The sequence below is a fragment of the Proteus sp. GOKU genome (assembly GCF_015475555.1).
Taxonomy (GTDB): domain Bacteria; phylum Pseudomonadota; class Gammaproteobacteria; order Enterobacterales; family Enterobacteriaceae; genus Proteus; species Proteus mirabilis_B.
Genome location: NZ_CP034105.1, coordinates 3,299,301 through 3,312,778 on the forward strand (window position 1 = coordinate 3,299,301; position 13,478 = coordinate 3,312,778).

The window sequence follows — 13,478 nt, forward strand, 5'->3', positions numbered from 1 at the left end:
TCTCTGCTTACCAATTATAAGCGAGAGAAATCATTGAAAAGTGCAAGTCCCATTAAAAGCATCAGTGCCATAATACCAATACGATAACAGAAATCTTGTACACGCTCAGATACCGGCCCTCCCTTTATCTTCTCGATAACCAGGAAAAGCAGGTGCCCACCATCTAAGACAGGCAGGGGAAACAAGTTAATGATCCCCAAATTGACACTGATAAGCGCCATAAACATCAAATAATAAATAAAACCAGAATCAGCGGACATTCCAGCGCCTTTCGCGATAGAAACAGGCCCACTAAGGTTAGTTAATTTGACGTCACCTACGACTAACTTGCCAATCATTTTGACAGTTAAACCCATCAACTGCCATGTTTTATCAGATGCTTCATAGAGCGCCGAAAATGGGTTGTATTGCTGCATTATCAAATATTGCTCATCAGGAGGTAATATTTGTAATTGCGCACCAACTTGCCCTATTTCAGTGCCATCTTTCAGTGCAACAGCTGTCGGTGTAACATTCAGCATCAACGACGAGCCGTTACGTTCAACAAGAAGTTCCAAAGCTTTATTTGGACTTTGTCGAACGAAATAAGTAAATGGATGCCATGTATCAATTGGCTGACCATCAACTTTAACGATACGATCCCCTGCCTGTAAACCCGCTTTTTCAGCAGCAGAACCTACCGTAACCTCAATAATTTTTGAGTCTAATCGCGCGCCAACAGGCATTATTCCTAGGGACAAGATAGGATCTTGTTTTTCAGGATCAAAACTCCACTGTTGTAAATTCAGTATATTCTCACTCTCAGAAAGAGAATTAGGATCTGAAACAACGAATGAAACCTCTTTGGCACCAATTTTACTGACTAATGCTAAACGAACTGCATTCTGATCAGGCGTTTCGATACCTGCAACGGATTTTAGTTCCATCCCAGGCGTTAATTTTGCTTGTTCTGCGATAGAATTCGGACGAATGTCTGCAATTATAGGTTTTAATGCAGGAACACCTATCATAAAAACTATCCAATAGGCGACTATTGCTAACAAAAAGTTGGCAATAGGCCCCGCGGCAACAACCGCAGCACGTTGACCAACTGTTTTATTATTAAATGCAAGATGACGGCGCTCAGGTGCAACCTCAGCGACTCTCTCATCTAACATTTTTACATAGCCACCCAAAGGTATCCATGCGATAACAAATTCAGTACCATGTTTATCTGTTTTTCGCCAAATTGCTTTTCCAAAACCAATAGAAAAACGCTCGACATAGATACCACAGCGCCTAGCTACCCAAAAATGTCCAAACTCATGTACCGTAATTAGAATACCTAAAACGATAATAAACGCGGCAAGATTCCACAGGATACCCATTACTTACCTTTATAGTTTAAAGCCAGAAGAAATCAGAAAGACCAATCCTGCAAAGACTGGGATAGCCGCAGTCAAACTATCAATTCTATCAAGCACACCACCATGCCCCGGTATCAATTGGCTACTGTCTTTAATGCCTGAAACACGTTTAAACATGCTTTCTGCTAGATCACCAAATACCGAGACGATAACAACAACGCCAGATATTAATAACAAGTTATTAGGTACTTCAGTCACAGGTGCAAAATAAGTAAATAACCACGATGCAACACCTGCCGTAATCAACCCACCAACTAACCCTTCAAGGGTTTTACCCGGTGATACTTTAGGCGCCATTTTATGTTTACCCATTAGGCGTCCGAAAGCGTAGGCACCAGAGTCAGCAGCCCAAACTAATAACATGACATACAATAACCACCATGCGCCCGTATAAGTGTCAGTGTTATAACCCAACATACGCAGCGCCATCATGCCACAATAAAAGGGAACAATCGTCAATATACCGAACAATAGCTTAATAAAAACTGAATTTTTCCACATATTGGCTGAATTCGGATAACTTACAACTAATAAAATTGCTGCCATCCACCAAATTAAACCCGCCCACAAACCATTTTTTATCATTGGAGTATCGAGTAGGTGGTCAAAATTAGGCAAAGAAAACTGCATAACGAGTAACAATGCAGCAAAGCCGATCCCTGTCGCAATACGTTTACCTTGAGAATGCCAGCCAATAAATTGTGCCCATTCCCAACCCGCTAAGCCTGATATTGCGATAATAACTAATCCAAAACCTGCTGGAGGAAGTAGGAATAGTGCAGCAATAACAATAGGGATTAAAATTAATGCAGTGATGACACGATACTTAAGCAAGTTATCCTCCCAGATTTATAGTATCTGTTTCTGATGTAGTACCACCGAAACGTCTTTCCCGTTTAGCAAAAGCATCTAGTGCATTCTGAAAAACTTGTTCATCAAAATCAGGCCATAAAACCTGTGTAAAATAAAGCTCAGCATAAGCAATCTGCCAGATAAGAAAATTACTTATACGATGCTCACCACCTGTTCGAATAACAAGATCGACGCCAGGCTGATTATGCAAGCAAAGATGTGAAGATATTGCATTTTCATTGATATCTTCGAGATTAATTTCCCCTTTTGCGAGGGATGTCGCTAATTGTTTTACACTTTGAGTAATATCCCATCGACCGCCATAATTAGCTGCAATATTTAAATTAAGCCCTGTATTATTTGCAGTGAGTGCCACAGAACTTTTAATTCGGTCTTGTAAACGGCGGCTAAAACGGCTGATATCACCAATGACAGTCAATTTAACATTATGTTTATGTAGGCTCTTCACTTCGTTATCTAAAGCAAAAACAAATAATTCCATGAGGGAACTCACTTCCTGCTCTGGTCTATTCCAGTTTTCGCTACTAAATGCATATAACGTTAGTGATTCAATTTTGTGTTTTACGGAAAAGCTAACCGCATCCCGAACTGCTTTAATTCCCGCGCGATGCCCCGTTACTCGGAGTTTCCCTTGCTTTTTAGCCCAACGCCCATTGCCATCCATAATGATAGCAACATGCTTTGGTTTTGATGCGGATGAATCGTCACTGGATAAGTTCACTCAATTTAACCCTTTGCTAATCTGATACTGATACAGACAGTCCTCTTCGGATAACCTATGCACAAAAAAAAACCGTGTCACCCACGGCCTTTGGCAAAGCCTCAAAGTTGCTAAAGCAATAGCCTTAGTAATGAACTGTTAATTTTCATTATTGTCTTTAGTGATTCGGCAACTATACCATTAGCCAGAAAGACGAACAAACACCCTATATTAAATATAATCACCATTATACAAATTGAGTGATTATCTGATGAGTTTCTAATCTCGCTAATTTATCAATTTCTAGAACATCATTAATACTTTGAGGCTCTGATAGGTCAAAATGTTCAACAACTTTGCGATTAATTTTAGCAATATCAGTAAACTTCACTTTTTCGTGTAAAAATGCATCAACAACAACTTCATTAGCTGCATTTAACACTGTTGTTGCCGCTTGCCCACGTTTTGACGCTTCAATAGCAAGCGCTAAACAAGGGTAACGTTGATAGTCAGGGCGAATAAACTCTAGAGATTGAATCTCAAAGAAATCTAATGCTTTTGCACCGGATTGAGTACGATGAGGATAAGCCATTGAGTACGCAATTGGCGTTCTCATATCGGGTTCACCAATTTGAGCGATAATACTGCCATCACGATAACGAACCATTGAATGAATAACAGATTGTGGATGAATGATTACTTCCATTTCTTCTTCAGAAGCATTGAAGAAATAACGAGCTTCAATATACTCAAGCCCTTTATTCATCATTGTTGCAGAATCAACTGAAATTTTACGTCCCATAGACCAATTTGGATGCGCGCACGCTTGATCTGGTGTCATTGCTTCCAGCTGTTCTAATGGTGTGTAGCGAAATGGTCCGCCAGAACCTGTTAACAGAATACTTGTCACACCCTCATCAGCTAAGGACGCATGACCTAGGTTTTCTTGAATTGCTTTAGGTAAGCTTTGATAAATTGCATTATGTTCGCTATCAATGGGTAAAATTGTCGCGCCATATCTAGCAACTGCATCAAAGAAAAGACGCCCACTGGTTATCAGTGATTCTTTATTTGCTAACAGAATTCTCTTGCCTTTTTCAATGGCTGCAAGTGTCGGTTTTAATCCTGCAACACCTGTTATAGCGGACATGACTTGATCAGCTTCATCAAGAGCTGCAATTTCATTGATCGAGTGAGACCCAGATAGAATTTCTGTTTTACAAGATGTATTAGCGAGTAGCTGTTTAAGCTGATTTGCACTTTTTTCATCAGACATCACAGCGTATTTAGGCTGGAAAGCAAGGCATTGTTGCGCCATTTTGTCTGCATTTTTTCCTGCGGCTAAAGCAAGAACCTGATACTCATCAGGATTATTTTCAATTACGGAAAGAGTGCTAGTTCCGATAGATCCTGTTGAGCCTAATATAGTTATTTGTTTCATTTATTAATCAATCAGTATGTCTACAACGTTTTAATTAAAGAGAATTATATCAGTATGACGAGGTAAATGAGGATTAAAGATGAAAACTTTAATAAATAATGTGACAAAAGAAGGTATTAAGCACGAATTTTCAAATAAATAGTTAAAAATAATGCCGCTAAAAAGCGGCATTATCGAAAAAAGATATAAAAATTAGAATTCCATTAACTCTGCTTCTTTCAGCGCTAATGCATCATCAATTTTTTTAATGAACATGTCAGTTAATTTCTGAATATCATCTTGTGAGCGGCGCTCATCATCTTCACTGATTTCTTTATCTTTCAGTAATGCTTTTACTTTATCGTTAGCATCACGACGGATATTACGAACAGAAACGCGACCTTGTTCTGCATCACCACGAACAACTTTGATTAGGTCTTTACGACGTTCTTCAGTTAATGGAGGCAGTGGAACACGGATAATGGTACCAGCAGATGAAGGATTTAAACCTAAATCTGATGCCATAATTGCTTTTTCAACGGCAGGAGCTAAAGTACGGTCGAATACAGTGATTGCCAGTGTACGGCCATCTTCTGCGACAACGTTAGCAACTTGGTTTAATGGAGTTGGCGCTCCGTAGTATTCAACTACAATGCCATCTAAAAGGGCAGGAGACGCACGACCAGTACGAACTTTATTAATCTGGCTTTTTAGTGCTTCAACGCTTTTATCCATGCGTTCTTGAGCATCTTTTTTGATTTCATTAATCACGTTATAAACCCTTGGGAACTGGTTATCTTCCAGTCGATATGAAAAACATACCGACATAAATGAATTGGCGTACTCTAGATGTTAACGCCAAATTATACCGTTGTCTCTGTGTATTAAGCGTGAGAAATCAAAGTTCCTTCACTTTCACCCATTACAACCCGACGTAATGCACCCGGTTTATTCATATTGAATACGCGGATAGGTAAATTATGATCTCGGGCTAATGTGAATGCAGCAAGATCCATGACTTTCAATTCACGTTCTAATACATCCTGATAAGTCAGTGTTTCATAAAGTACTGCATCAGGATCTTTGGTTGGATCGGCAGAATAAACGCCGTCCACTTTCGTTGCTTTTAATACAACGTCAGCTTCAATTTCAATACCGCGTAAACACGCAGCAGAATCGGTAGTAAAGAATGGGTTACCTGTACCAGCCGAGAAAATAACGACTCGACCGTGGCGTAATAAGCTAATTGCTTCTGCCCAACTGTAGTTATCGCAGACACCATTCAATGGAAATGCAGACATAAGACGCGCGTTTACATAAGCACGGTGCAATGAATCACGCATTGCTAAACCATTCATTACTGTCGCGAGCATTCCCATGTGGTCACCCACAACACGGTTCATACCTGCCGCAGCAAGACCCGCGCCACGGAACAAGTTACCACCGCCAATTACGACACCGACTTGTATACCTAATTCAACGAGTTCTTTGATTTCCTGAGCCATGCGATCAAGTACGCTCGCATCGATACCGAAACCTTCTGCGCCTTGCAGGGCTTCGCCACTCAGCTTTAATAAAATTCGCTGATATACAGGTTTTGCATTGGTAGCCATGGTGTTCTGTCCTAAGCAGATTAGTTAATTGGAGGTTTTAGATAGCTTCTCTTTTTAACAAAAAAAAGCAAACAGCCAGTGGAGATTACAACAAAACAGAACCGCCATTAGGCGGTTCTGTTAACGCTAAGCGTTATTATTTGCTCATTGCAGCAACTTCAGCTGCGAAATCAGCTTCAACTTTCTCAATACCTTCACCAACTTCGAAACGAACGAAGTTGATAACATCAGCATTGTTTTCTTTCAGCAGTTCGCCAACAGTTTTGCTTGGATCCATTACGAAATGCTGACCAGTCAGAGAAATCTCACCGGTGAATTTGTTCATGCGACCGATAACCATTTTTTCTGCGATTTCGCGTGGTTTACCTGATTGCATTGCGATATCCATCTGAATTTGGTGCTCATGTTCAACAACATCAGCAGGAACATCTTCAGGACGAACATATTCTGGTTTGCTTGCAGCAACGTGCATAGCAATGTGTTTGATCAGTTCTTCGTTAGCGCCTTTAGCTGAAACTAAAACACCGATGCGAGCACCGTGTAGGTAAGTACCTAATTCTTCAGCTTCTAATACAGCAACACGACGAATGTTGATGTTTTCACCGATTTTAGCAACTAATGCAGTACGAGCTTCTTCGAATTTAGCTTTCAGAGCCTCGATATCATCAGTTTTGTCTGCTAATACAGCAGCCATAACTTCTTTACCGAAAGCGATGAAACCAGCATCTTTAGCAACGAAGTCTGTTTCACAGTTCAGTTCAACCAGCGCACCGAATTTACCATCAGCAGCAACTTCTGCAAGGATGATACCTTCAGCAGCAACACGGCCTGCTTTTTTAGCAGCTTTAGCTTGACCTGATTTACGCATGTTGTCGATTGCTAATTCGATATCACCATTAGCTTCAACCAGCGCTTTTTTACATTCCATCATGCCTGCGCCAGTACGTTCACGCAGTTCTTTTACCAATGCAGCGGTAATTCCAGACATTTGTTTCTTCCTCGACTTTTCTATGGGCTAGCCATAGATGTTCTCATAGCAGATGTGTAAAGGGGGCCTATTGAGGCCCCCTAACCAATATATAGCAATACCTGGTTAAATAAGGGCTCTTACGAGCATGCCTTATTATTCAGCTTCGACTAAGCCTTCTTCAGCCTGAACAGCCAGATCTTGAGAACGACCTTCACGAACAGCTGTAGCTGCAGCGGTCAGATATAATTTAACCGCACGGATTGCATCGTCATTACCAGGGATAATGAAGTCGATACCATCTGGATCAGAGTTAGTATCAACGATAGCAAATACTGGGATACCCAGGTTGTTTGCTTCTTTGATAGCAATGTGTTCGTGTTCAGCATCGATAACAAACAGAGCGTCAGGTAAACCGCCCATGTCTTTGATACCACCCAGGCTGTTTTCTAACTTACCAAGTTCACGAGAACGCATTAACGCTTCTTTCTTGGTCAGTTTGTCAAAAGTACCGTCCTGAGATTGTGATTCTAAATCTTTCAGGCGTTTGATTGACTGACGAACAGTTTTCCAGTTAGTCAGCATACCGCCTAACCAGCGGTGGTTTACATAAAACTGGTCACAGCTTTCTGCTGCTTCTTTAACAGCTTCAACGGCAGAGCGCTTAGTACCAACAAACAGGATTTTGCCTTTACGAGAAGCAATTTTGTTCAGTTCAACCAGAGCTTCATTGAACATTGGAACAGTTTTTTCCAAGTTAATGATATGAACTTTGTTACGTGCACCAAAGATGAATGGTTTCATTTTTGGATTCCAGTAACGAGTTTGGTGACCGAAGTGAACACCGGCTTGCAGCATATCGCGCATTGAAACAGTTGCCATTTTAGACCTCTATAAATTTAAATTTGGGGTTATTTCGTCCACAAATCCCATACGACCGACTCATCAGCTGTAAAGGTTTAGCCTTTACATAAGAGCACCCCGGCGTTATGTGCCGATTTGTGTGTGTAATTAACACAATTGAATGTTTCAGATTTACTGCCATTACTCACAGTGTGATGCAATAACAGAACTCCGGCGCGCTTTATACCATAAATAACCTTAAGAAACCACCATTACTTACGATTGCCACAGCCTTATTTGACATAAAAACGCATCATTTAGACAAAGAAAAAAGCGAGATTAGTGCAGTGATGATAAATATTGCTCTAATATCAATTTGCTAGAAAAACACCAAATAGAAAAGCGCAATATGTAAAGACAATCAGATTAAGAAGGCGTAATGTTCGTCATTATTCTCGATATCAGACAGATTGCACACATCCTCTTTATTGGCACACCTACTTTCTGCTGATATCATAAATGGTAATCAGAATTATTTCTCATCATCATTCATTCAACCTGCAATACAAAATATGAATACAACAAAGCGTGTTATCTAATTCGTATTGTGGCTTTTAATCTAGACGAAGAACTCAAATGGCTATTGTAATCAAGACAGAAGAAGATATTCAAAAAATGCGCGTCGCAGGTCGTCTTGCGGCAGAAGTTCTTGAAATTATCGCACCGTTCGTAAAACCTGGCGTAAACACCGCTGAATTAGACCGTATTTGTCACGAACATATTGTTAACGCACAACAGGCTATTCCTGCTTGTCTTAACTATCATGGTTTTCCTAAATCGGTCTGTATTTCGGTTAACGATGTTATTTGCCACGGTATTCCTAGTGAAGAAAAAATCCTTAAAGATGGCGATATCGTTAATATTGACGTCACTGTGATTAAAGATGGTTTTCATGGCGATACCTCAAAAATGTTTATTGTAGGTAAACCAACAATCCAAGGTGAACGCTTATGTCGTATCACTCAGGAAAGCCTCTACCTTGCCATTAAAATGGTTAAACCGGGCATTCGCTTACGTGAACTTGGCAAAGCAATTCAAAAATTTGTTGAAGGTCATGACTATTCTGTTGTTCGCGAATATTGCGGCCATGGTATTGGTGAAGGATTCCATGAAGAACCTCAAGTTCTACATTATGATGCAGATGATAGCGGTGTTGTGTTACAAAAAGGCATGGCATTCACTATCGAGCCAATGGTAAACACTGGTGATTACCGTATTCGTACAATGAAAGATGGCTGGACTGTTAAAACCAAAGACAGAGGTTGGTCAGCACAGTACGAACACACATTAGTTGTTACCGATAATGGCTGTGAAATCATGACATTACGCAAAGAAGAAGAGCCATTTATTTCTGCGGTATTAATCAACGAATAAGCTTCTTTAGCTAAAAATGTAAAAGCGACATATTTTTTCGAGATGTGTCGCTTTTTTTATTTTATTTGCTGTGAAATGGCAGAATCACTAGTCAGGTTATCGTTTTAACATTAGTCTTAATGTCATAAGCAAACATTGAGAAAGAAGACGCATAATGACTAATAAAAACGCATTTCAAACACCGCCCCCTTCCCCTTTTTTGCTGACAGAAAATACCCAAAATTGTGCTGAGCTGAAGCAATCAATCGAACAATTTCAGTCTTGGTTAACAGATGCTTTTCATCATGATGTTGATGTGGCTTTATTACTTCAAGCTCGTAGCCATTTCATTGACCAACTCTTAACACAATTGTGGCACTTTACACAGCTATCTGATTATTCTGATCTTAGTATCATTGCTGTTGGTGGTTACGGTAGACAAGAATTACATCCGCTTTCTGATATTGACCTTCTCTTTTTAAGTGAAGCTCCTTTATCACCAAAGGCTGAAGATAAAGTCAGCAAACTCATTACACTACTGTGGGATGTACGCCTTGAAATTGGTGCCAGTGTTAGAACCATGGAAGAATGTCTTTTAGAAGGTCTTTCAGATTTAACGGTTGCAACAAACTTACTAGAAGCTCGCCTTATTTGTGGGAATAACTCGCTTTACCAGCAATTAATTAATCATATTTTTAGCCCCGGTTTTTGGCCATCACCTGATTTTTTCGCTGCAAAAGTTGAAGAACAAAAGCAAAGACATCAGCGATATCATAGCACTAGTTACAATCTAGAACCTGATATCAAAAGTAGCCCCGGTGGACTGCGCGATATCCACACTTTGATTTGGGTAGCACATCGCCATTTTGGTGCGGCATCAGTTTCAGAGATGGTAAATTTTGGCTTTTTAACGCCCGCTGAAGGACAAGAGTTATTAGAGTGTCAATACACACTATGGAAAATTCGTTTTGCTCTCCATCTTGTGCTTTCTCGCTATGACAATCGACTTTTGTTTGATAGACAACTCAATGTTGCCCAACTTTTAAATTATGAAGGTGAAGGCAATCAGCCTGTTGAAAAAATGATGAAGGATTATTATCGCGTAACTCGTCGTGTTAGTGAGTTAAATGATATGTTACTTCAGCTATTTGACGAAGCTATTCTTGCTCTGCAACCTAATGTAAAACCGCGTCCATTAGACAGTGAATTTCAGCTACGAGGTTCGTTAATTGATGTTGTTGATGACAGTTGCTTCCTCGATGATCCTATCGCTATTATGCGCCTCTTTTTGCGTATGGCTGAGCATAAAGAGATCACTGGAATTTATTCAACAACACTCCGCCATTTACGTTATGCTCGCCGGCATTTAGTACAGCCGTTATGTGAGTACCCACTCGCACGTCAAGTTTTTATGCAGATATTACGTCACCCTCGTGCGGTTTCTGGTGCATTTGTCCCAATGCATAAACACAGTGTACTCGCGGCTTATTTCCCGCAATGGAATAATATTGTAGGGCAAATGCAGTTTGATTTATTTCATGCCTACACCGTTGATGAACACACTATTCGTGTTTTACAAAAACTTGAAAGCTTTGCTTCTTATGAAAACCATGAAAAACATCCGCTTTGTGTTGATATTTACCCCAAACTGCCTCAACTTGAATTATTACGTTTAGCTGCACTCTTTCATGATATTGCCAAAGGTCGCCATGGTGATCATTCCGTATTAGGCGCTCAAGACGTTGCTCATTTTGCTCAGCAACATGGTTTAAATCAGAGAGAATCAGCTTTAGTTGAGTGGCTTGTTAGTCATCACTTACTTATGTCTGTCACCGCGCAACGACGCGATATTCAAGATCCTGACATTATTTTTCAGTTTGCATCGGAAGTAAAAAATGAAAGCCGATTACGTTATCTTTTGTGCTTAACTGTTGCTGATATCTGTGCGACCAACAGCAGTCTGTGGAATAGCTGGAAACAGAGCTTATTACGTGAACTTTATCTATCAACAGAAAGCCAGTTACGCCAAGGTATGCACTCTATTCCCGACTTACGTGAACGTATTCGACATCATCGTTTGCAAGCACTAACTATTTTACGAATGGAACAAGTCGATGAAGAGAAATTGCAAGCAATTTGGGGGCGCTGCCATGCCGACTATTTTTTACGGCATACACCAGAACAAATTGCATGGCATGCACTTGCATTAATTGAGCATAATAGCGCTGAGCCAATGGTACTAATCAGTCAACAAACCGAACATGGTGGCACTGAAATCTTTATTTGGTGTGCTGATAGACCTTCCCTTTTTGCATCTGTTGCAGGTGAATTAGATAGACGTAATTTAAGTATCCATAACGCTCAAATTTTTACTAACCGCGATAATATGGCTATGGACACTTTTATTGTGTTAGAGCCTAATGGTAAACCACTGGCGATTGATAGATATAATGCAATCCGCAACGCTCTTATCCAAGTCGTATCCGCCCCTTATAACGCCAATGCCAAAACTCGCTCATTACCTGCCAAATTGCGCCATTTTGACGTTCCAACAAAAATTAATTTTATAGCCTCTAATCATAATAAACGTACCTATATGGAGCTATTTGCACGCGATCGTCCGGGATTATTAGCAATTATTGGTAAAGTTTTTGCTGATCTTTCACTTTCATTGCATGGTGCTCGAATAACCACAATAGGTGAACGTGTTGAGGATTTCTTTGTATTAACCGATAGTGAAAATAAGGCATTAAACCAAAAAATGAAGAATGAAGTCGTAGAAAGGTTGACAAAAGCCCTAGTTTCAAAGGATAAAATATAGGAACCCACGACAATACATATAGGAAATACTATTGATGCAAGCATTACAATCTATTATTGATAACGCCTTCGAACATCGTGCAGATATCACTCCAAACAACGTTGAGCCTCATATTCGTGATGCTATTAATAGCGTTATTGCACTGCTAGACAGCGGAAAACTGCGTGTCGCGGAAAAAATTGACGGTCAGTGGGTGACTCATCAATGGTTAAAAAAAGCGGTTCTACTCTCTTTTCGTATTAATCACAATCAAGTGATAGATGGCAGTGAAAGTCGCTATTTTGACAAAGTGCCTATGAAGTTCGCTGATTATGACCAAGCACGTTTTGAAAAAGAAGGTTTTCGTGTTGTTCCTCCCGCAGCCGTTAGACAAGGGGCTTATATCGCTCGCAACACGGTTTTAATGCCATCTTATGTCAACATTGGTGCTTACGTCGATGAAGGTAGCATGGTTGATACATGGGCAACGGTAGGTTCATGTGCTCAAATCGGTAAAAATGTCCATCTCTCTGGTGGTGTTGGTATCGGCGGCGTGTTAGAACCACTACAAGCAAATCCAACCATTATTGAAGATAACTGCTTTATTGGTGCTCGCTCTGAAATTGTTGAGGGTGTCATTGTCGAAGAAGGCGCTGTTATTTCAATGGGTGTTTATATTGGTCAAAGCACCAAAATTTATGACAGAGAAACAGGCGAAGTACATTATGGCCGAGTTCCAGCAGGCTCTGTTGTTGTGTCAGGCAATTTACCTTCCAAAGATGGAAGCTACAGCCTTTACTGTGCCGTGATCGTGAAAAAAGTTGATGCTAAGACACGTGGGAAAGTAGGTATTAATGAATTGTTAAGAACTATCGACTAATATAAGAACAGCGGATAGAATTAATTCTGTTCGCTATTCTTTCACTCATCTTTCTATCAGGTGCCAATATATGTACGATAATTTAAAAAATTTAGGGATCCCGCATCCTGAAGATATTGACCGCTATACCCTACGCCAAGAAGCTAACAACGATATTTTAAAAATCTATTTTCGCAAAGATAAAGGTGAATTCTTTGCAAAAAGCGTAAAATTTAAATATCCACGCCAACGTAAAACGATTTCTGATGGTCAATCAGGACAAGGCTTTAAAGAAGTAAATGAAATCAATACTAACTTACGTTATGTAATTGAAGAATTAGATCAAATTTGCCAACAAGACCAAGTAGAAGTCGATTTAAAACATAAAATCCTAGACGACTTGCGCCACCTTGAGCATGTTGTCGCAAATAAAATTGCTGAAATTGAAGCTGACTTAGAAAAGCTGACTCGCCGTTAATAACGGGCAATTTTAGCTAATATGCATGTCAGTTTTATAAAAACACCGCTTACTTACTGTATAAAACAGCAAGAAGCGGTGTTTTAAAATCAAAAATATTATTCAT

The 13,478-nt window shown here is 40.0% G+C and carries 12 protein-coding genes; 4 read left to right on the forward strand and 8 right to left on the reverse strand.

Annotation, left to right across the window (positions count from 1 at the left end):
- Positions 1 to 14 precede the first annotated feature (14 nt).
- The 8 genes from rseP to rpsB all read right to left on the reverse strand — a co-directional run bounded on the left by rseP (position 15) and on the right by rpsB (position 7,861).
- Positions 15 to 1,367: a sigma E protease regulator RseP gene (gene rseP / locus EHE21_RS15160; RefSeq protein ID WP_194951127.1), complete on the reverse strand. Its 1,353-nt coding sequence runs from the start codon at positions 1,365 to 1,367 to the stop codon at positions 15 to 17.
- A gap of 9 nt (positions 1,368 to 1,376) precedes the next feature.
- Positions 1,377 to 2,240: a phosphatidate cytidylyltransferase gene (gene cdsA / locus EHE21_RS15165; RefSeq protein WP_088494699.1), complete on the reverse strand. Its 864-nt coding sequence runs from the start codon at positions 2,238 to 2,240 to the stop codon at positions 1,377 to 1,379.
- Between the two features lies 1 nt (position 2,241).
- Entirely contained in the window at positions 2,242 to 2,943 is a 702-nt protein-coding gene (uppS, locus tag EHE21_RS15170; protein WP_228766789.1) for a polyprenyl diphosphate synthase, read from the reverse strand.
- 283 nt (positions 2,944 to 3,226) lie between these two features.
- Entirely contained in the window at positions 3,227 to 4,420 is a 1,194-nt protein-coding gene (gene ispC / locus EHE21_RS15175) for a 1-deoxy-D-xylulose-5-phosphate reductoisomerase (protein WP_194951128.1), read from the reverse strand.
- A gap of 192 nt (positions 4,421 to 4,612) precedes the next feature.
- A complete protein-coding gene (frr, locus tag EHE21_RS15180) occupies positions 4,613 to 5,170 on the reverse strand; it encodes a ribosome recycling factor (protein ID WP_088494697.1) in 558 nt (185 codons plus the stop codon).
- 113 nt (positions 5,171 to 5,283) lie between these two features.
- A complete protein-coding gene (gene pyrH, locus EHE21_RS15185) occupies positions 5,284 to 6,012 on the reverse strand; it encodes a UMP kinase (protein WP_023582710.1) in 729 nt (242 codons plus the stop codon).
- Between the two features lie 136 nt (positions 6,013 to 6,148).
- Positions 6,149 to 7,000, reverse strand: a complete 852-nt coding sequence (gene tsf, locus EHE21_RS15190) for a translation elongation factor Ts (RefSeq protein WP_194951129.1) — start codon at positions 6,998 to 7,000, stop codon at positions 6,149 to 6,151.
- Positions 7,001 to 7,135: 135 nt separating this feature from the next.
- Positions 7,136 to 7,861 (reverse strand): 30S ribosomal protein S2, encoded by a 726-nt coding sequence (gene rpsB, locus EHE21_RS15195; RefSeq protein ID WP_023582712.1) that lies wholly within the window; start codon positions 7,859 to 7,861, stop codon positions 7,136 to 7,138.
- A gap of 597 nt (positions 7,862 to 8,458) precedes the next feature.
- On the opposite strand from rpsB, the gene map reads away from it, so the two are divergent.
- The 4 genes from map to EHE21_RS15215 all read left to right on the forward strand — a co-directional run bounded on the left by map (position 8,459) and on the right by EHE21_RS15215 (position 13,372).
- Complete coding sequence (map, locus tag EHE21_RS15200; RefSeq protein ID WP_194951130.1) at positions 8,459 to 9,256, forward strand: type I methionyl aminopeptidase; 798 nt, start codon at positions 8,459 to 8,461, stop codon at positions 9,254 to 9,256.
- Between the two features lie 154 nt (positions 9,257 to 9,410).
- On the forward strand, positions 9,411 to 12,056 hold the full coding sequence (gene glnD, locus EHE21_RS15205; RefSeq protein WP_194951131.1) for a bifunctional uridylyltransferase/uridylyl-removing protein GlnD: 2,646 nt from the start codon (positions 9,411 to 9,413) through the stop codon (positions 12,054 to 12,056).
- Between the two features lie 34 nt (positions 12,057 to 12,090).
- A complete protein-coding gene (gene dapD, locus EHE21_RS15210) occupies positions 12,091 to 12,915 on the forward strand; it encodes a 2,3,4,5-tetrahydropyridine-2,6-dicarboxylate N-succinyltransferase (RefSeq protein WP_194951132.1) in 825 nt (274 codons plus the stop codon).
- A gap of 70 nt (positions 12,916 to 12,985) precedes the next feature.
- Positions 12,986 to 13,372 carry a DUF3461 family protein gene (locus EHE21_RS15215; RefSeq protein WP_006535910.1) on the forward strand — a complete coding sequence of 129 codons (387 nt, stop codon included), beginning with the start codon at positions 12,986 to 12,988 and terminating at the stop codon, positions 13,370 to 13,372.
- The last annotated feature ends 106 nt before the right edge of the window (positions 13,373 to 13,478 follow it).